The organism is Nocardia sp. NPDC003726 (assembly GCF_053586955.1).
The window spans coordinates 81,703-99,726 of the sequence record NZ_JBSFNF010000015.1; the positions used below are offsets into that span (position 1 = coordinate 81,703).

Consider the following 18,024-nt stretch of genomic DNA (forward strand, 5'->3'; position numbering starts at 1 on the left):
CTCGATGCTGAACAACGGTGCGATGATCGCCGACCGGTATCGGCTGCAGCGACTGATCGCGACCGGCGGCATGGGCCAGGTCTGGGAAGCGCTGGACACCAGGTTGGACCGCAGGGTCGCGGTCAAGGTGCTGAAATCGGAGTTCTCGGCCGACCCGACGTTCCGGCATCGATTCCGCACCGAGGCGAAGACCACCGCCCAGCTGAATCACCCCGGTATCGCGGGCATCTACGACTACGGCGAGACCATCGACCCGCAGGGCAGCGAGATCGCGTACCTGGTCATGGAATTCGTCCAGGGCGAGCCGCTGAACACGGTGCTCAACCGTTTGGGCAGGCTGTCGGTCCCCCAGGGGCTCGACCTGCTCGAGCAGACCGGGCGCGCGCTCGAGGTGGCGCACCGCGCGGGCGTGGTGCATCGCGACGTGAAGCCGGGCAACATTTTGGTGACCCCGACCGGGCAGGCGAAGATCACCGATTTCGGTATCGCCAAGGCGGTGGACGCCTCCCCGGTGACCAAGACCGGCATGGTGATGGGCACCGCGCAGTACATCGCGCCGGAACAGGCGGTCGGCGAGGACGCCACCGCGGCCAGCGACGTCTATTCGCTCGCCGTGGTCGGTTACGAAGCGCTGGCCGGACAGCGGCCGTTCACCGGCGACGGCGCGCTAACCGTCGCGATGAAGCACGTGCGCGAGACGCCGCCGCCGATGCCCGCCGACCTGCCCGGCAACGTGCGCGAACTCATCGAGATCACGATGGAGAAGGACCCGGCGCGCCGCTACGCAAGCGGTGGCGAGTTCGCCGACGCGGTCGCCGCGGTGCGGGCGGGCCGCCGTCCGCCGCCGCCGAGTGGCATGCACCCCGCCGCGCCCTTGACCGGCGCGACGCGCGTGCTCCCGCCCGGCCCGACCGCCGTGATCCCCTCGACGCCGTCCGACTTCGACGGGGCGACGGTGCGTTACTCCACGCCCGCGGCAGGAGCGGTAGGAGCGGCGAATCGCGCCGGCACGGTCGCGGCTCCGGCCACCGTGCTCAGCCGCGGCGCGGCCGATCAACCGCCCGGTGGCGGCAAGGGTTTCAGCACCACTCAGAAATGGCTCACCGGACTCGGCGTCGGCGCCGTACTGCTCGCCGCGCTCACGGCTTACCTGCTCTTCGGCGGCGACACCAACCCCGATTCCACCCCATCGCCGACCACGACGTTCGCACCGAATCCGAAGCCTGCCCCGCCGGTGGCCACCACGACCACCCCCAAGCCAGCGCCCGCGCCGGTGGAAACCGAAACCTACGAACCGACCACCACCGAGCCGAAGACCACGACACCGGAGCCAACGACGACCACCGCGCCGCCGACCACCACGGCACCGAGCACGACGAAGCCGACGACCACCGCGCCCACGGCCACCGCGACCCGCCCACGCATCCCGACCCTCGACATACCATTCCCGGAGATTCCCGGTGCCCGGGGGCCTTCGGCCACTCGCAGCGGATCCGCCACTTCTTCGCAAGGACTGCCATGACGACCCCGAAGAACCTCTCGTCTCGCTACGAGCTGGGCGAGATCATCGGGTTCGGCGGCATGTCCGAGGTGCACAAGGCCCGCGACGTCCGGCTGAGCCGAGACGTGGCGATCAAGGTGCTGCGGGCAGACCTGGCCCGCGATCCCACGTTCTACCTGCGGTTCAAGCGGGAAGCGCAGAACGCGGCCGCGCTCAATCATCCGGCCATCGTCGCGGTGTACGACACCGGTGAGGCGGAGGTGGACGGCGGCCCGCTGCCGTACATCGTGATGGAGTACGTCGACGGCGACACGCTGCGCGACATCGTGCGCGGCAAGGGGCCGCTGCCGCCGCGGCGCGCGATGGAGATCATCGCGGACGTTTGCGCCGCCTTGGATTTCAGCCACAAGGCCGGGATCGTGCACCGCGACATGAAGCCGGCCAACATCATGATCAACCGTGCCGGCGCGGTGAAGGTGATGGACTTCGGCATCGCGCGCGCGATCGCCGACAGCTCCAACCCGATGACGCAGACCGCGGCGGTGATCGGCACCGCGCAGTACCTCTCGCCGGAACAGGCGCGCGGCGAGACGGTGGACGCCCGCTCGGATGTCTACTCGGTCGGCTGTGTGCTGTTCGAGATCCTCACCGGCGAGCCGCCTTTCACGGGTGACTCGCCGGTCGCCGTCGCCTACCAGCACGTCCGGGAAGACCCGCGACTGCCGTCGCACGTGTACTCGGGGGTGCCGCGCGAGCTGGACTCGGTCGTGCTCAAGGCGATGAGCAAGAACCCGGCCAACCGGTACCAGACCGCCGCCGAGATGCGCGCCGACCTGATCCGGGTGCTCGGCGGCCAGAAGCCGAGCGCTCCCATGGTGATGACCGACGAGGACCGCACCACCATGATGGGCGCGGACGAGCCGCCGCCGCGCAACTACCGCACCGTCGAGCGCAACGACGACACCGCCGAGCAGGACCCGGCCGAGCCGAACGGCCGGCGCCGGACCGCCTACATCGCACTCGGCGCGGTCGCGGCGGTCGCCGTGGCTTTCGCCCTGTTCTGGGTGCTGCTCGGGCCGGGCAGCCGACCGGACCAGGTAGCGGTTCCCGATCTGTCCAACAAGTCCTCCCAGCAGGCGCAGGACGCGTTGCAGAAGCTCGGCTTCACCGTGGCGATCCAGCAGAAGCCCGACAGCAAGGTCGCCACGGGCAACGTGATCGCGACGCAGCCGTTGGGCGGCTCGCGGATCGACGAGGGAAGCACCGTCACGGTGCAGGTGTCCTCCGGGCCCGCCCAGGTGCAGGTGCCGAAGCTCACCGGGTTGACCCAGGAGCAGGCCGAGCAGGTGCTGAATTCCAAAGGCCTGCGGATCAACCCGAACATCGAGCGCAAACCGTCGAGCATCGCCGAGAAGGATCAGGTGATCGAGCAGAATCCGTCGCCGGGTTCGAAGGTCGACGTCGACTGGGAGGTCGTCGTCACGATCGGCACCGGCCCGGAAGCGGTTCGCGTTCCCTACGTCGTCGGCCAGACGATCGACGTGGCGCAGCCGAACATCGAGGGCAACGGCTTCAAGGTCGTCGTGCAGGAGGTGCAGTCCTCCAAGCCGAAGGGCGAGGTGGTCGCCTCGAGCCCGGCCGGTGGCAGCAACGCGGAGAAGGGCTCGACGGTCACCGTGCAGGTATCGGCGGGCGACCTGAAGATGCCGTCGCTGGTCGGCCTGACCGTCTCGCAGGCGGTGGAGAAGCTGCGGGCGGAGGGCTGGACCGGTAGCACCAGTCAGATCAGCCAGTCGCCGCAGGGAACCTTCGACGCGGGCAGCGTCGGACGCATCCTCAGTCAGCAACCGTCCGCGGGCAGTTCGATCCAGAAGAACAGCGCCATCCTGGTCGGGGTGGGAGTGCTCGGCCCGCCGTGATCGGCGGTATCCGGAAAACGAGACCATCCGGTGTGAATTGCGGGAGAATGATGCTGCTCCATCCCAATCAGCGCAGCTGAGCACGAGGAGGTAGCTCATGACCACTGCCAGGGACATCATGAAACCGGGCGTTCAGTGGATCGGCAAGGATACGACCATCGAGCAAGCCGCACGCACCATGGCCGAGCTCAACGTCGGGTCGCTGATCGTCTCGGACGACAACGAGCGCATGTGCGGCATCGTCACCGACCGCGACATCGTGGTGAAGTGCATCGCCCAGGGCAAGACCCCCGCGGACTGCCGGGTCGAAGAACTGTGCGAAGCGACGCCGCGGTGGGTCGATGCCAACGCCGACATCGAGGAAGTCCTCGATGAAATGGAGAGCAACCGGGTCAAGCGCATGCCGGTGATCGAGGACAAGCGGCTCGTCGGCATGATCAGCGAAGCGGACTTGGCCAGGCATCTGGACGACAACCAGCTCGGCGAGTTCGTGACCGCCGTCTACGGGCGTCCGTAGCTTTCCCACCGCGCGGAGAGCGGCGCCCGCCGCCCTCCCGGCTACTTCTACGCACTTCGGCAAGGCCCACCGTGGTTACCCACAGCCCGCTCGAGGTGCCATGTGAGCCGACCGGCCGCGGGCGGTGAACCCGCCGTCCGCGGTGGGTCGCTCCGCTACCGAGGGACGACTCCCGCGTCAGGTCCGGTCGGCCTTCGGCAGATACCGCAGCACGGCGACATCGCCGACTTGCGTCACGCCGGTCAGTCGCATCCTGCGGTGCGGCGCGCCCGGAAAATCGGCCGGATCGAGGAAGCGCGGGGCCGCTACGTCACCCACCAGGATCGGGGCCACCGCGAGGTGCAGTTCGTCGGCCAGATCGGCGGCGAGGAACGCGGTATGGATGCGAGTGCCGCCCTCCACCATGAGACGGTCGATACCGCGGCGGCCGAGATCGTCCAACAGCGCGGCGAAGTCCAGTTCGGTGCCGAGATCGACCACCTCGGCGAGTCCGGCCAGCCGGGCGGTGAGTTTCGCCGCGCCCGCCGCCGTGGTGTAGACGAGCTTGCCGCCGCCGTGGTGCCAGAACCGCAGCTCGGGATCCAGCTCGCCGCTCGCAGAGACCGTCACCTTCAACGGATATTCCGGCTTGCCCGCGGCGAGCCGGGCCGCCCTGCGCTCTGCGCTGCCCACGAGCAGTCGCGGATTGTCGCTGCGCAGGGTCTGCGCCCCGACCAGGATGGCGTCGGAGTCCGCGCGCACCTGGTCGACCCGGTCGAAGTCCGCCGCGTCGGACAAATGCAGCCGCTCGGGACTCGCGTCGTCGATGTACCCGTCGATGCTCATCGCGACCGACAGCAGCACATGCGGACGGGTCACTGCAGCACCAGCGCGGCGACCTCCGCCTCCAGCGTCCGCACCAAGCCCTCGGCCGGACGCTCGCCGCACACGCCGAGCCAGTTCGCCAGCATCCGGTGCCCGCCCTGGGTGAGCACCGATTCCGGATGGAACTGCACCCCGTGGATGGGCAAGGTGCGATGCCGCATGGCCATCACGATCCCGCTCTCGGTGCGTCCGAGCACCTCGATCTCCTCCGGCAGGGTCTCCTCTAGCACGGTGAGGGAGTGGTACCGCGTGGCGGTGAACGGATCGGGCAGACCGGCCAGCACGCCGGCGCCGATGTGGAAGACGTCGCTGGTCTTCCCGTGCAGCAATTCGGGAGCCCTGGTGACGGTGGCGCCGAACGCCTCGCCGATCGCCTGGTGGCCGAGGCACACACCGAGCAGCGGGACACTTTCCTCCGCGCACGCGCGCACCAACGGGATACTCGCGCCCGCGCGGTCGGGAGTGCCGGGGCCTGGACTGATCAGGATGCCGTCGAAGTCTCCGACCACCGCGCCGACGTCGGCCAGATTCGGATCGTCGTTACGCCAGACGACCGCTTCGACACCCAGCTGCCCGAGGTACTGCACCAGGTTGAAGACGAAGCTGTCGTAATTGTCGACGACCAGAACACGCATGGCATCGAGATTACGTGCCCGCCCGGCACCGCGTCGCATCCATTACCTGTTGGGATAGCCTAGAGACCACGACCTGCACGCCGAATACGAGGACGTCATGCCCAAGTCGAAGGTCCGTAAGAAGACCGACTACACGATCAACCCCGCCAGCCGGACCCCGGTGAAGGTGAAGGCCGGGCCGTCGCCGGTCTGGTATGTCGCCATCATGCTCGGGTTCATGCTCGCCGGGCTGGCCTGGCTGCTGGTCTACTACTTGGCGGCCGAGCAGATCAGCTGGATGAACGACCTCAACGCCTGGAACTTCCTGATCGGCTTCGGCCTGATGGTGGTCGGCCTGATCATGACGATGCGCTGGCGCTGAGCGACGACAGCGACCGGATTACAGACGTGTCATTCATGCACACCTGTGGATGAGCCTGTGGACAACTCGAGGAGCGATTGGGGAGTGCGGTGAGTTCGGAGTCCGCGGTGCCCGGTCGGCCGGACCGCGACGAACCGAGCCTGGCCTGGACCACGCCCACCCCCGCGCTGGTCGCCGTCGCTGTGGGCGGCGTCGCCCTGGCGGTCGCGGCGGTGGTCAGCACCGAGGCGGCGAGCCGCCTGCTCGTCGGGTTGGCGGCCGCCGGACTGCTCGCCCTCGCCGCGCTCGGATTCCGGCAACGCCCGCGACTGTCCGTGGCGCCCGGTGCGCGGCCACGCATGGTCGTCCGCACGCTGACGGGACCGGACGAATACACCCCGGAGCAGATCATCCGCGCCCGCGTCGTGAGCTATCGACGCCTGGGGCGCAAAATGCCGATGCTGGAACTCGACGTCCAGCGCGACGGCGCGGACCGGCTGTTGATCTTCGGCCGCTGGGACCTGGGCGCCAATCCCGAACTCGTCTATCGAGACGTGGTCGCGGCCATGCGGCTCACTCAGGACAAAACCCGCTGAACACGCCGCGGCCGGGAAATTCGGCACCCGGCCGCGAATGTTTCACGTGAAGCGAATCCCGCTGTCAGGCAGTGGAAGTGATCGCGCCAACGACCACCAGCCCCAGCGCGGCGATCGCGACCAGCGCCACCGCGATCCAGCCAACCGTCCGAGCCGCTTGCGGAGTGCGCACGCGCAGCCAGGCCGGCAGGAACAGGATGCCGAGGGTCACGAGAGTGCCCGCGGCCAGGCCGCCGAGATGACCCCAGAGCGAGATGCCGGGCAGCGACAGACTGATGAACACGTTGATGCCGATGATGATGAGCATCTGATTCGGGTTCTGCCGCAACCGGAGCAGAATGATCGTGATCGCACCGAACAGCCCGTACACCGCGCCGGACGCACCCGCCGTCAGGCTGTTCTGCGCCAACAGCATGACCCCGGCGGACCCGCCGAGCAGCGAGACCAGATACACCGCCGGATAGCGCAACCGGCCGAGCACCAGCTCGGCATCCCGGCCCACCACGTACAGCGCGAACATGTTCAGCAGCAGGTGGATCGGACCGTAGTGCAGGAACCCGGAGCCGATCACCCGCCACCATTCGCCGTCCGCGACCGCCGGTGCGTACAGCACCCAGTCGAAGAACAGCGCGGAGCCGAGCTGGTTGTCCATCAAGCTCTTGGCCTGGGCGGCGGTGATCGCATAGATCACCACGTTGATCGCGATCAGCGCATAGGTGACATAAGGCGCTGACGTCCGGGGAGCCGCCGCGCCCGAGACCGTCCGCACCGGCGCGACGTTGCGCTGCTCCGCGCGCAGACAGTCGACGCAGTGCTGTCCGACGGCCGCGGGGCGCAGGCACTCCGCACAGGACGGCCGCCCGCACCGCGTGCAGGCCAGGCCGGTCGGGCGATTCGGATGGCGGACGCACGTGGGTGCGGGCGGCTGGGGGTTCATAGTCTCATTCGATCGTGATCTTGGTGATGACGACAGGCTCGAGCGGCCGGTCGTTGCGATCGGTCCTGGTGGTGGCGATCGAGTCGACGACCTTCCTGGAATCCGGGTCCACCACTTCACCGAAGATCGTGTGCTTGCGGTTCAGGTGCGGCTGCGGACGGACGGTGATGAAGAATTGCGAGCCGTTCGTGCCCGGCCCCGCGTTGGCCATAGCCAACAGGTAGCCCCGGTCGAACCGCAGCTCGGGGTGGAATTCGTCGCCGAATTCGTAGCCGGGGCCGCCGCGGCCGGTGCCGGTGGGATCGCCACCCTGAATCATGAAACCCGCCATCACGCGATGGAAGAGAGCGCCGTCGTAGAACGGGCCGCTGTTGCCTCCGCTGGCGTTCGCGGTGGTGTACGGCGCCGAACCGTCGGCGAGGCCAAGGAAGTTGCGGACCGTCTTTGGCGCGTGGTTACCGAAAAGCGCGAGCTTGATATCGCCGTGATTCGTGTGCAGCGTTGCCACGGATGTCTGATTCGGTGAGGTCACGCCGCCCATCGTGCCACGGTCGGCGATGCGACCGCGGAACTGGGCCGGACGGCAGTGTGAGCTGGGGCTCCTGCGCGAATCGCCGGGCTGTGCATAGAGTGGTCCCATGACCTCTGGGCGCCTGCATGTCTCTTCGCGTTCACGTAATCGGCTTCTGCTCGCCGCCGCCGTCGCGCTCGCGGGCGGTGTGGCGTATCTGGTCCGCACCCGACGGCCGCAGCCGCCCGAACCCGCGCCCGCGCCGCCACGCATCGGATACTCGCGCAACGGCTCCGCGCCGACCCCGCTGGCGGAAGCCGGCGCGGAGACCGATCGCTGACTCGGGCTCGGCGGATCAGCGACTGACCGTCTTCTTGTACTGACGCAACGCCAGCGGCACGAACACCACCATGATCACCACCACCCAGGCCAGCGAGGTGATCACCGGGTGCTGCAACGACCAGGCGTCACCCGTCGGCGCGATCGGGCTGGTGTTGCCGAACAGGTCACGCGTCGCCTGGGTCAGCGCCGACACCGGATTCCATTCCGCGATCACGCGCAGCACCGTGGGCAGCTTCTCGCTGGGCACGAATGTGTTGGCGATGAACGTGAGCGGGAAGATCACCATGAAGCTGGCGTTGTTGAACACCTCCGGCGCTCGCACCAACAGCCCCACCACGGCCATGATCCAGGACACCGCGTAGGCGAACAGCAGCAGCAGGATGTAAGCCAGCACCGCGTCCAGGAACGACCCGCGAATGCGCCAGCCGACGATCAGTCCGGTCAGCGACATGACCGTCAGGCTGACCACGTTGATCACCACATCGCTGATCGTCCGGCCGACCAGCACCGCCGACGAGGCCATCGGCAGCGAGCGGAATCGGTCGATGATGCCCTTCTGCATGTCCTCGGCAAGCCCGGCACCGGTGAAGGTCGCGCCGAACACCACGGTCTGCGCGAAAATGCCCGCGATGAGGAACTCGCGGTAACCGCCGGAGAGGCCGGGCACGTCGATGGCCGCGCCGAAGACATAGGCGAACAGCAGCACGAACATGATCGGCGAGAGCGTCGAGAAGATCAGCACGTCGGGCACTCGCTTGATCTTGATGACGTTGCGTTTCGCGATGGTCACACTATCGCTGACCACTATGGACAGTCGGGCGCCCAGCGCGGGCCGGGCCGGTGCCGTCGCGGTCATCGGATCGTTCCTTCCGTAGCTTCCAGCTTGTCGTTCGCCGCGTCACCGTCCGCGATCGTCTCCGCTTCGTGACCGGTGAGGGTGAGAAAGACGTCGTCCAGCGACGGTCGGCGCAGACCGACATCGTGGATCCGCACGCTGTGCTCCGCCAGCCGCCCGACCGCCTCCACCAGCGCCTGCGATCCGTCGGAGACCGGGACGATGATCCGGCGCAACGCCGGTTCCAGATGGATCTCCCCGTCGGCGAGATTCTTCAGCGCGGCCTCGGCCGTCGCCAGATTGTCCGCGCGATCGACGGTCAGCTCGATGCGGTCGCCGCCGACCATGGTCTTGAGTTCGTCGGCGGTGCCCTCGGCGATCACCTTGCCGTGGTCGATCACCGCGATCGAATCGGCGAGCCGATCGGCTTCGTCCATGTACTGCGTGGTGAGCAGCAACGTGGTCCCGCCTGCGACCAGTTCTTCGATGACGTCCCAGAGATCGAGGCGCGCACGCGGGTCCAGTCCGGTGGTGGGCTCGTCGAGGAACAGCACGGGTGGATTCGCGACCAACGCGCCCGCCAGGTCGAGACGACGGCGCATACCGCCGGAATAACCCTTGACCGGCCGGTCGGCGGCGTCGGTGAGCCGAAAGCGTTCGAGCAATTCGCGCGCGCGTTCCTTACTTCGCTGCACCCCCATGTGATACAGACGGCCCACCATTTCCAGATTCTCGAAACCGGTGAGGTATTCGTCGACCGCGGCATACTGCCCCGATGCCCCGATACGGGAACGCAACGTCTGCGGATCGCGCAGCACGTCGATTCCCGCCACCGTCGCGTGCCCGGCATCCGGCACCAGCAGGGTGGTGAGCACTCGGACGGTGGTGGTCTTGCCCGCGCCGTTGGGTCCGAGCAGTGCGGTGACGGTCCCTTCCTCGACCCGCAGATCGAGTCCGTCGAGGGCCACGAGCTGGCCGTAGCGCTTGACCAGACCCTCGGCGACTATTGCGTCGGGCATGATTCTCCTGAGGTTGACGAGTTCGATGCGCATCGGTGCGACGCCATGATGTCCGGGCGCCGATCAATTCGCTGGAACGGACGACCGACCGATACCCGAGACAGTATTGTCCCGGCCGCCGACGATTTCATCCGATTTCTTTCCGGATATCTGCCGGCCGCCAGCGGAAGACTCGTGCGACGCGAGAAGGCCGCATTCCGATCCAGTCGGTGCTCGGGGGTACCGGATCGGAATGCGACCGGTTCGATGATCCCCCGCGCACGAGTATCGCAGCGCGCGTAGCGGGCTACCCGAATCGCCTGCGACCCGTACTCGGTCGGCGGGATCGCGCACGCGCGCCGGCGCGACGAGCGGGGGCGCGCCGCGCGAACAGTCCAGTCGGTGACCACGAACACATGTTCGCATCGGGGTACGACATGTTCGGCCGCCGCGTGCGGGTGCCGCCGCGCCAGAAGGACCGACACGCCCGGACGTTGTCGCAGATTTCTTCCGTGCGGCGACCGGTCGGCATGTTGCGCGCGATGCGGCGCCTCAGCAGGTCATACCGTGCCGGGTACGTGTAAACGCTTTATTCACAAGCCTTTTGGCAAACAACAAGCCAACCGCCACGAGCCGCCTGGACCACCAACGGGCCGGTGACAACCGCGATGCGGCGTCCGGAAGTGAGCCGACCCGAAAAAACTTGGAAACCCCGCCGTCCCCACGCGCACACAAACGCACATCATCGAGTAGCATCGTTCACGTCGGCCCCTCCCCCCCGGGCCGACCCTACGCGGGCCTCGGCTAACTCCCCCCCTTCGCCGAGGCCCGCTCCCCATTTTCGGCGCAGCTCAGGCGCCTGTTCCCGCTTCGTCGCCACCCGGTTCCACCATCCGCCACGCGGCAGTGAGCCGCTGCGCGCGCACGCGCCCAGCGGTGGCCAGCAGTGGCCGGTCCCGCTCCCACCGCTGCCGGGTCACGGGGTCGGCGGACTGCCACAAGGGCTCGATCTCGGCCAGCAGGTCACCGAACGCATCGAAGACGCCGCCGAGGGCGATGTGCACCCCGGCCGCACTCGGCGCATCGATGTCGAGGCCCCGTACGGCGGCAACCAGCGTCAACAGCCGTTGCCTGCTCGCGCGCGGCCATTCCGACAGCCGGGCCACCCGCACCAGCCAGCCGAGCGCGGCGGCCAGCACGTGGATGTCCTCGATCGTCCGGAACGGCTTGAGATAGTCGAGATAGCCGTCACCGGGAAGCGGCACCGCCGGCGCGCCGGTCAGGGTTACCGAGGCGTGCGGCACCTCGGGCGCGAACGACAGCGCGGGATGATCGGTCAGGCGCACTCCTGCTTCGCTCGTCTCGACGGTGCAGGCGCGCAACCGATTCCGCCCGTCCGGCGCCGCGCCGACACTGGCGATCACCACCAACCGCCGTGCGTAGGAGCCCATGGTCGCGAACGACTTCGTGCCGTCGAGCAGCCAGGCGCCGTCCCGCTCGGTGAGCGTGGTGCGAATCGCGGCTGGGTGACCGCCGCCTTCCTCGGTCGCGCACATCGCGACCAGCTCGTCCTCCGGCAGGTCGGGAACAAGCGTCCGCAGCGCCTCCCGATAGCCGGACAGAAAGGCGAATCCGAGCCGGTCGGCTCCGAAACCGCCCGCGACGGCCACCTCTACCGGCTGCTCGAATCGTTTCGCAGCCACTCGATGCCGCGTCCACGCCGCGGTGACATCGTCGAGCGGCGCGGCTGCCACCGGCTCGGTCAGCAGGAAGTCGAGCAGAGTATCCACCTCTGCACGGTAACCGAGCACCGACTCGCTCGGGAGTGCGCTCGCTCCGCATACCGCGGAGGCCGAACCGGCATCATCCCGCCGGCCAGGATATGACGGCGTACTCGGGCGCCGCGCCCAACCATACGCCGCCCGATTCGTCTCGAAGCACCAGCGATCGGTGGGCAACGGTCGGCGCTGCATGGTCGGATTCCGTACCCGAGCCTGCTTGACTGAACTGTCGCCCGTACCGGAAGGAGTTGGACCTGTGCCGGAACTGGAAGAAAGTCGCAAAAGGGCACTATTCGACTCCGAAGCCAGACTGTCATGGGTACTGGCGGCGCTCGCCGGGCTTATCGGTGCGGCGGCCTTCATGCATACGGCTGGCTATTTCGTCACCTTCATGACGGGCAACACCGAACGGGCCGTGCTCGGATATTTCCACGACGAAACGGATATGGCGTTGGCGGCCGCCGGATTGCTGCTGTCGTTCCTGTCCGGCGTGGTGGTGGCCTCATGGTGCCGCAGACGCTACTGGTCGGGGCATCCGCACGGACCCACCCTGCTGACCACGGTCTGCCTGGCGCTGGCGTCGGTCATCGACATTCTCGAATACCAGACCTCCAGCAGGCCGATCGGCCTGCTGCCGATCATGTTCGTCGCCTTCGGCGTCGGCGCGCTCAACACGTCGTTCGTACGCAACGGTGAGGTGTCGGTGCCGCTCAGTTACGTCACCGGGACGCTGGTCAAACTGGGCCAGGGCGTCGAACGCCATCTCAGCGGTGGCGACTACGCGGACTGGCTCGGATACTTCCTGCTCTACGCCGGCTTTTCGCTCGGCGCACTGCTCGGCGGACTGCTGAGCCTGGTGGTCGCGGGCTGGGCAATGCTGATCACCGCCACCGTCGTGTGCCTGCTCGTCACCGGCTTCACCTACCTGCATCTGGATCGGCACGGTCCCCTCACACGGTAAGCCACCGCGGGGCATCGGCCCGGCTCCCCGACTACCGTGGCCGCGTGCAGAACATCGAAGACGAAGCCGCCGCCTTCGCCGCGCTCGTCATGCAACACCTTTCCACGCTGGACGAAACGGAAGCCGAATACGACCCGGACCAGTTCGCCATACGAATCGGCGACCTCTTTCTCGACCTGCACAACATCTTCCGGGAAACCCGCGAACTCGATGCGGCCGAGCGTGAGGCCCGGGTCGCCCAGCACTGCGCCGCCGTGCGTGAGCTGCGCGCTCCCGCGCCGGACTGGCCCGCGGCGCGGTCCATGCTGCGACCGCTTCTGCGCCCCAACAGTTTCGGCGTCGGCGTCGAACCGGAGTCGCGGCCGATCGCGCGCTCGGCTTTCCCATTCGTGGACGAGATGGTTGCCATCGACATGCCCCAGACCCGATCGATCGTCACCTACGCGTCATTGCGCGAGTGGGGCGTGAGTTCCGACGAGGTATTCACGGCCGCACGCGAAAACCTCGCCGCAATAGTGGCTTTCACCGACTTCGAGGAAGACGGCGTGCTGCAATTCGTCGACGACGGCGACGGCTACTGCACGTCATGGCCGCTGCTCCCCGGCTGGCTCGCCGGTTCCGGTTTCGGGAACCGAGCACCCATCGCGTTCATGCCCGATGTCGACACGCTCATCGTCGCGACCGGCGCCGACGATCTGGAGCCGATCTTCGAAGTGGTGGAAGAGCAGTACCACGACGCGTCCCGCCCGATCTCGCCGCAGGGGTACACCGTGGACGACAGTGGCGCGATCATCCCGCTCGATCGTTCGCCCGCCCATCGCCACCTGCCCGCCGTGCAGCGCGCCCGATGCGGTTTGGCGGTCACCGAATACGACGCGCAGGCGCGGATTCTCAACGAGATCGTCGAACGCGATCTGGAGTTCACGCCTTACGACCTCGAGCCCGCCTACGTCGGTTCGGTCATGTACGGCCATGGCGACAACGGTCCCTTCACGATCACCGTCTGGGGGGAGGGTGTCGAGTACCTGCTCCCGGAAGCCGATTACGTCGCCTTCTGCCGTGACGACCAAGGTGAGCTGGAGCGTCTTTTCGAAGTCCCGTTCGATGCTGTCGTGGGACTGACCGGCCTCACTCCGGTCCCGGATCTCTCGCCTCGCCGCTACGAGATTCGTCACTGGCCGGATGCCGAGACGCTGGCCGCGCTGGAAGCGGCGGCGGTCTCTCCCTGACCGAAAGCGGCGGTGCGGCTGTTTCGGGGAGTCAGAATCGGCGGGCTCCGCTCACCGGCATCGAGGAGAGGGGGGAAGTGGTCACGCCCGTTCCGTATGTCGATGCGTGGATGACTTTGCCGTCGCCTGCGTAGAGGGCGGAGTGGCTTCCGCCGTAGAACGACACCATGTCGCCGGGGCGCAGATCGTCGAGCGGTATCGGCGTTCCCGCGGCGAGCTGGTCGTAGCTGGTGCGTGGCAGTTCTACGCCGGCCTGCTCGTAGGACCACTGCACCAGTCCGGAGCAATCGAAGGAGTCGGGGCCGACCGCACCGTAGCTGTACTCGGAACCGATCTTGGTCTTGGCCGCGTCGACTGCCATCTCACCGGCGGACTTCTGCGGGATCACGGCTGCGGGCGGGGTTGGCGCCCGGGGCATGATCTGCGGGATGTCGCCGAGGAAGGGGATCTCGATCTCCGGAAGGACACCGATCAGCGGAATTTCGATCGCGGGCACGATCGTCGGCATCGGCAGCTCGAGCACGGGGATGTCCACCGAGAAGGGGGACTCGATCGCGGGGCCCACAGTGGCGGGCGCGATCTGAATCTGCGGAACCGGAGCGGCCGCGACGTTCTCGATTCCGTCGACGGCGAGTATGGCGTTGTTCCGGAGCAGTTTCTCCGGCGATCCGGGAAGTGGAATATCGTCGGAAATCTCGAACGTTCCCACGCCGGGAATGGTCACCGGCTGGGCCGATGCCTCCCCCGCGTTGCACAGCACGCCGATGAGTGCGGCCGCTCCGGTGGCGAGTGCCCAGAGCACAGCGCGCCGCAGGTAGCGGAGATATCGGTCGTCGGTCGATGATGCCATGATGCGGTCCTCCGATGCTCATATCGCCGGCCTCCGGCGGAGCCATACGACGCGCCGTACACGGCGCGACCGACTTCACCAAAGACCTCGAATTGATTCGAAAACCATCACGGTGCTTCGTCAGTCCAGCGGATCCGATCCGAGTGTTCACCTTTCGGCATAGCTTGCATCACGTAAAGCACAACACACCTTTATTTTCATAACGAAACAATAACTCGTTTCGGTGCGTTGAGACGTATTCATAATTTCGGCGTGCAATTCGTTCCTCGATACGCAATGGGCCCCGCAGGGAAGCGGGGCCCATTGCCGAATCTTTTTTCACGCGGTGATCTGTTCCTCGATCTGTTCGGCGATCGTCCGGAGCTTGGCCGCGAATTCGCGGGCCGCGCGCGGGTCGTCGCTGGATCCTTTGACCACACGCTTGGTCAGCGCCGCCAACCGGGATTCCATCGCGGTGAAGATGTCGGCCGCACGATCGGCCCCCTCGCCCGGCAGTTCGCCGCGCAGCCACGCCTGGAGGCGCTCGACCACCACCTCTTCGTCATAGCGTTCGGGCAGCAGGGCCACCGCTTGCCGGAGTTTTCCCGCGGTGACCTTCGCCTCGGCGCACGCCGCCACGGTGGTGTATACGGTCACCGCCGCTTCTTCGCCGTATTCGGCCGCCACCGGCAACAGCTCGCGCACCTGGCCTTCGTTGATCGCAGGCGCGATCGGATGCAGCCGCGCGGCGAGCGGCCAAGCGCGAATCAGCTTGTGGGCGTAGGACCGCTGCATATCCCACCGCTGTTCCACATAGTCGTCGAAGGTGTCGTGGCTGTCCCGGTAGAGCCGGCCGTCCCGCACGATCTGCAGCGCGCGCCCGGCCGCCCAGAACGCGATGCGCAACGTGTCGATCGACGACTCGCACGCGGTCAGCTGCGCTCGTTCCCGGTCGCTCAGCGGTCCGTCACCGGCATCGGGCACCGGCATGGTCAAGACATTCGGGCTCACCGGCCTCGACCGCCGCCATTCGGCATCGCGCAGCGGGGACACCGGTGGCGTGTGCTCGGCGCCGTCGGATAGCGGATTGGCCCCGCCGATCGAACCCTTCCTGCGTTGTGGAGGCATCAGGCGGGCACCTCCATGAGGACGCGATACGCGCTCAGTAACTCGTCGCCGACCTTGCGATACTCCCCCAGATCCTCGATCGGATTCTCGGCGCCCTCCCCCACCTCCCCGTCCGCCGCCTCCCGGTACCATTTCCAGGCGCTCAAATAGGAATCGAATACGTCGTAGCCGGCGCTTTCCAAATGCCCGCGCTGCGCACGGTATTCGGTCGAGACATTGACCCCTTTCTTCATGATCACCGGGACTTTGGTCATCAACACCCGCACCCGGATTTCCCGGTCGGTGTCGGCCGCCGCCTCCTCGGCGGCTTTGAACGTGCTCGGCACGCGTTTGACTTCCGACGGGCTCACACTCGTCAACAGCAGGAGTTCGTCGCTCTCCGGAACGGCGGCCTTGAAGATATCGGCCGACTCACCCCCGGCGTCCACGATGACGACGTCGAAATCGGCGGCATTGTCGGTGATGCAGTCGCCGACATGCCGCGAAGGAAACGCGACCAGCTGGAACGGCACTTCGATTCCCCCCTTGACCAGCCGCCGGTACCAGGAGTATCCGGTCTGGCTGAGCGGGTCGGCGTCGATCACGAGCACCCGCGATTCGTGCACCGAAGCGAAGTAGCTCGCCAAGAAGAACGCTGATGTCGTTTTGCCGACACCGCCCTTGAGATTCCCCAGCGTGATGACCAGAGGTTCGGGCAATTCGAGTGGCGCAACAGAATTCGTCATAGACGTTCCTCCGAGGGTGAGGAGTGCATTACTGTGCGGGGTCAGTCTGGCACAGTATCGGCGAATATCGCCTGATTGCGGCGCCTTGTCCCGGTTGTGCCGCTTCTACTTTGTGTCCAATTGGACACAAAGTTCCGGCTGTCCGGCGGGGAATTCCATCGCCCCGCCGGGCCGCTGCGCCCGTGTTCCCTCGATTGCCCTGCCCCCTGCCGTGCAAAGGCGGATCAGCGGGTGGTCACCTCGTGCCACATGTCCGCGTCGCCGCGCTGGCGCAGCTTGGAGATGCCGAAGAGAACCAGAACCACGACACCGGCGGTGAGAAGAAGTTTCATGACTTCCACCCTACTGCGGCGCCCGAAGCCCGCCCAGAAAGGCCCGAGGCCGGTTCATGATGAATTCGTCATAACTGAGTAAGGCGCTATCATCGGCGGCGTACCGACAGGGAAAGGAGTGGGCATGACGGATCGGACCGGGGTGGAACGCAATCGCCTGGAGCGCCGCAAGGCCCGCACCCGCGCCGCCCTCTTGACCGCGGCCCAGTCGTTCATCGCGAGCGGGAAGCTGAACGCGCCCATCCTGGAGATCACCCAGGCCGCCGACGTCGGAATGGGGTCGTTCTACAACCACTTCCAGAGTCGGGAGGATCTGTTCCAGACGGCGGTGGAGGAAGCGCTCGAGAAGCACGGCGCCGTGCTCGACGCCCTCACCGAAGGCATGGACGATCCGGCCGAGGTCTTCGCGCAGAGTTTCCGGCTGACCGGCCGATTGCACCGGCGAATCCCCACCATGAGCAAGGTGCTGCTGAACAACGGCCTGACGCTCAGCGCGTCCGGGAAGGGGCTCGCGCCGCGCGCTCGCCGCGATATCGAGGCCGCCGCGCGCACCGGCCGGTTCCGGACCCGGGACCCCGAACTGGCCATGACGATCGTGGCCGGGGCCGCCCTGTGCCTCGGCCAGTTGTTGCACGACCATCCCGACCGCGACGATGCCGCCGCCACCGATCAGGTCACCGAGGACCTGCTGCGGATGTTCGGCGTCCCCGACGACGAAGCGCGCGAAATCTGCTCGCTTCCGCTGCCCTCCCTCGATGACGTGCTGAAAAGCGCTGACGCGGCCTGAGGCGTTCCGTACCGCCGGCGGCGCTCACCTTGACGCGACAACCCGCCGTTTTGACCATGTCAGCGGCGAGAAGGTACCGTTTTCAGGCGACTGTACGCACGGGGCCTTAGCTCAATTGGCAGAGCACTGCCTTTGCAAGGCAGGGGTTAGGGGTTCGATTCCCCTAGGCTCCACGTTCGAGGCCCATGCTCGTGAAGAGCATGGGCCTTCTTCTCTCACAGCGGCGCAACCACGCGCGGGGGCTCGCGTCGGAAGGA

19 protein-coding genes and 1 tRNA gene are annotated in these 18,024 nt (G+C 67.0%); 10 read left to right on the top strand and 10 right to left on the bottom strand.

The window, feature by feature from the left end; genetic code table 11:
• The first annotated feature begins 4 nt into the window (after nt 1–4).
• The 3 genes from ACWDMM_RS20395 (at nt 5) to ACWDMM_RS20405 (ending at nt 3,937) form a co-directional block, all read left to right on the top strand.
• Complete coding sequence (locus ACWDMM_RS20395) at nt 5–1,522, top strand: protein kinase domain-containing protein (RefSeq protein WP_195079598.1); 1,518 nt, start codon at nt 5–7, stop codon at nt 1,520–1,522.
• Nucleotides 1,519–3,420 (top strand): Stk1 family PASTA domain-containing Ser/Thr kinase, encoded by a 1,902-nt coding sequence (gene pknB / locus ACWDMM_RS20400; protein ID WP_195079597.1) that lies wholly within the window; start codon nt 1,519–1,521, stop codon nt 3,418–3,420. The genes ACWDMM_RS20395 and pknB overlap by 4 nt, the downstream gene beginning before the upstream one ends.
• A 97-nt stretch (nt 3,421–3,517) precedes the next feature.
• Nucleotides 3,518–3,937 carry a CBS domain-containing protein gene (locus tag ACWDMM_RS20405; RefSeq protein ID WP_195079596.1) on the top strand — a complete coding sequence of 140 codons (420 nt, stop codon included), beginning with the start codon at nt 3,518–3,520 and terminating at the stop codon, nt 3,935–3,937.
• 177 nt (nt 3,938–4,114) lie between these two features.
• Here the strand turns inward: ACWDMM_RS20405 and ACWDMM_RS20410 are convergent, their stop codons facing one another.
• Together ACWDMM_RS20410 and ACWDMM_RS20415 are read right to left on the bottom strand one after the other, a co-directional pair.
• Nucleotides 4,115–4,795: a RibD family protein gene (locus ACWDMM_RS20410; RefSeq protein ID WP_195079595.1), complete on the bottom strand. Its 681-nt coding sequence runs from the start codon at nt 4,793–4,795 to the stop codon at nt 4,115–4,117.
• The gene (locus ACWDMM_RS20415; RefSeq protein WP_195079594.1) at nt 4,792–5,436 is read right to left on the bottom strand and encodes an aminodeoxychorismate/anthranilate synthase component II; all 645 of its coding nucleotides are present in this window, start codon (nt 5,434–5,436) and stop codon (nt 4,792–4,794) included. Before ACWDMM_RS20415 ends, ACWDMM_RS20410 begins: the two co-directional genes overlap by 4 nt.
• Before the next feature lie 97 nt (nt 5,437–5,533).
• Between ACWDMM_RS20415 and crgA the strand changes: the two genes are divergently transcribed.
• Together crgA and ACWDMM_RS20425 are read left to right on the top strand one after the other, a co-directional pair.
• Nucleotides 5,534–5,797, top strand: a complete 264-nt coding sequence (gene crgA, locus ACWDMM_RS20420) for a cell division protein CrgA (protein WP_039803465.1) — start codon at nt 5,534–5,536, stop codon at nt 5,795–5,797.
• Nucleotides 5,798–5,886: 89 nt separating this feature from the next.
• Nucleotides 5,887–6,372 carry a PH domain-containing protein gene (locus ACWDMM_RS20425; RefSeq protein ID WP_323124349.1) on the top strand — a complete coding sequence of 162 codons (486 nt, stop codon included), beginning with the start codon at nt 5,887–5,889 and terminating at the stop codon, nt 6,370–6,372.
• A gap of 64 nt (nt 6,373–6,436) precedes the next feature.
• Here ACWDMM_RS20425 and ACWDMM_RS20430 read toward each other — a convergent pair whose 3' ends face one another.
• Together ACWDMM_RS20430 and ACWDMM_RS20435 are read right to left on the bottom strand one after the other, a co-directional pair.
• On the bottom strand, nt 6,437–7,309 hold the full coding sequence (locus tag ACWDMM_RS20430; RefSeq protein ID WP_195079593.1) for a rhomboid family intramembrane serine protease: 873 nt from the start codon (nt 7,307–7,309) through the stop codon (nt 6,437–6,439).
• A gap of 4 nt (nt 7,310–7,313) precedes the next feature.
• Complete coding sequence (locus ACWDMM_RS20435; RefSeq protein WP_067810293.1) at nt 7,314–7,841, bottom strand: peptidylprolyl isomerase; 528 nt, start codon at nt 7,839–7,841, stop codon at nt 7,314–7,316.
• 106 nt (nt 7,842–7,947) lie between these two features.
• Here ACWDMM_RS20435 and ACWDMM_RS20440 point away from each other — a divergent pair, with 106 nt between their 5' ends.
• Nucleotides 7,948–8,160 (top strand): hypothetical protein, encoded by a 213-nt coding sequence (locus tag ACWDMM_RS20440; RefSeq protein ID WP_195079592.1) that lies wholly within the window; start codon nt 7,948–7,950, stop codon nt 8,158–8,160.
• 15 nt (nt 8,161–8,175) lie between these two features.
• Here ACWDMM_RS20440 and ACWDMM_RS20445 read toward each other — a convergent pair whose 3' ends face one another.
• From ACWDMM_RS20445 to ACWDMM_RS20455, 3 genes are all read right to left on the bottom strand, one after another.
• A complete protein-coding gene (locus ACWDMM_RS20445) occupies nt 8,176–9,018 on the bottom strand; it encodes an ABC transporter permease (RefSeq protein ID WP_195079591.1) in 843 nt (280 codons plus the stop codon).
• Complete coding sequence (locus tag ACWDMM_RS20450; RefSeq protein ID WP_195079590.1) at nt 9,015–10,016, bottom strand: ATP-binding cassette domain-containing protein; 1,002 nt, start codon at nt 10,014–10,016, stop codon at nt 9,015–9,017. Before ACWDMM_RS20450 ends, ACWDMM_RS20445 begins: the two co-directional genes overlap by 4 nt.
• Nucleotides 10,017–10,846: 830 nt before the next feature.
• Nucleotides 10,847–11,785: an acyl-CoA dehydrogenase family protein gene (locus ACWDMM_RS20455; protein ID WP_449938874.1), complete on the bottom strand. Its 939-nt coding sequence runs from the start codon at nt 11,783–11,785 to the stop codon at nt 10,847–10,849.
• Between the two features lie 247 nt (nt 11,786–12,032).
• Here ACWDMM_RS20455 and ACWDMM_RS20460 point away from each other — a divergent pair, with 247 nt between their 5' ends.
• The gene (locus ACWDMM_RS20460; protein ID WP_323124348.1) at nt 12,033–12,737 is read left to right on the top strand and encodes a YoaK family protein; all 705 of its coding nucleotides are present in this window, start codon (nt 12,033–12,035) and stop codon (nt 12,735–12,737) included.
• 44 nt (nt 12,738–12,781) lie between these two features.
• Nucleotides 12,782–13,966 (top strand): hypothetical protein, encoded by a 1,185-nt coding sequence (locus ACWDMM_RS20465; RefSeq protein ID WP_357106898.1) that lies wholly within the window; start codon nt 12,782–12,784, stop codon nt 13,964–13,966.
• A gap of 31 nt (nt 13,967–13,997) precedes the next feature.
• Here the strand turns inward: ACWDMM_RS20465 and ACWDMM_RS20470 are convergent, their stop codons facing one another.
• From ACWDMM_RS20470 to ACWDMM_RS20480, 3 genes are all read right to left on the bottom strand, one after another.
• Nucleotides 13,998–14,474 (bottom strand): C40 family peptidase, encoded by a 477-nt coding sequence (locus ACWDMM_RS20470; protein ID WP_195079873.1) that lies wholly within the window; start codon nt 14,472–14,474, stop codon nt 13,998–14,000.
• A gap of 660 nt (nt 14,475–15,134) precedes the next feature.
• On the bottom strand, nt 15,135–15,923 hold the full coding sequence (locus ACWDMM_RS20475; RefSeq protein WP_195079587.1) for a hypothetical protein: 789 nt from the start codon (nt 15,921–15,923) through the stop codon (nt 15,135–15,137).
• Nucleotides 15,923–16,648, bottom strand: coding sequence for a ParA family protein (locus tag ACWDMM_RS20480; protein ID WP_357106895.1), 726 nt, complete (start codon nt 16,646–16,648; stop codon nt 15,923–15,925). The genes ACWDMM_RS20475 and ACWDMM_RS20480 overlap by 1 nt, the downstream gene beginning before the upstream one ends.
• 456 nt (nt 16,649–17,104) lie before the next feature.
• Between ACWDMM_RS20480 and ACWDMM_RS20485 the strand changes: the two genes are divergently transcribed.
• A complete protein-coding gene (locus ACWDMM_RS20485; RefSeq protein WP_357106892.1) occupies nt 17,105–17,767 on the top strand; it encodes a TetR/AcrR family transcriptional regulator in 663 nt (220 codons plus the stop codon).
• 100 nt (nt 17,768–17,867) lie between these two features.
• A tRNA-Ala gene (locus tag ACWDMM_RS20490) sits at nt 17,868–17,940 on the top strand.
• The last annotated feature ends 84 nt before the right edge of the window (nt 17,941–18,024 follow it).

Coding starts and splice junctions, on each gene's coding strand:
- crgA (WP_039803465.1), top strand. CDS start 5,534: ATGCCCAAGTCGAAGGTCCGTAAGAAGACCGACTACACGATCAACCCC.
- ACWDMM_RS20405 (WP_195079596.1), top strand. CDS start 3,518: ATGACCACTGCCAGGGACATCATGAAACCGGGCGTTCAGTGGATCGGC.
- ACWDMM_RS20430 (WP_195079593.1), bottom strand. CDS start 7,309: ATGAACCCCCAGCCGCCCGCACCCACGTGCGTCCGCCATCCGAATCGC.
- ACWDMM_RS20415 (WP_195079594.1), bottom strand. CDS start 5,436: ATGCGTGTTCTGGTCGTCGACAATTACGACAGCTTCGTCTTCAACCTG.
- ACWDMM_RS20485 (WP_357106892.1), top strand. CDS start 17,105: ATGACGGATCGGACCGGGGTGGAACGCAATCGCCTGGAGCGCCGCAAG.
- ACWDMM_RS20475 (WP_195079587.1), bottom strand. CDS start 15,923: ATGCCTCCACAACGCAGGAAGGGTTCGATCGGCGGGGCCAATCCGCTA.
- ACWDMM_RS20395 (WP_195079598.1), top strand. CDS start 5: ATGCTGAACAACGGTGCGATGATCGCCGACCGGTATCGGCTGCAGCGA.
- ACWDMM_RS20440 (WP_195079592.1), top strand. CDS start 7,948: ATGACCTCTGGGCGCCTGCATGTCTCTTCGCGTTCACGTAATCGGCTT.
- ACWDMM_RS20445 (WP_195079591.1), bottom strand. CDS start 9,018: ATGACCGCGACGGCACCGGCCCGGCCCGCGCTGGGCGCCCGACTGTCC.
- ACWDMM_RS20480 (WP_357106895.1), bottom strand. CDS start 16,648: ATGACGAATTCTGTTGCGCCACTCGAATTGCCCGAACCTCTGGTCATC.
- ACWDMM_RS20470 (WP_195079873.1), bottom strand. CDS start 14,474: ATGCCGACGATCGTGCCCGCGATCGAAATTCCGCTGATCGGTGTCCTT.
- pknB (WP_195079597.1), top strand. CDS start 1,519: ATGACGACCCCGAAGAACCTCTCGTCTCGCTACGAGCTGGGCGAGATC.
- ACWDMM_RS20450 (WP_195079590.1), bottom strand. CDS start 10,016: ATGCCCGACGCAATAGTCGCCGAGGGTCTGGTCAAGCGCTACGGCCAG.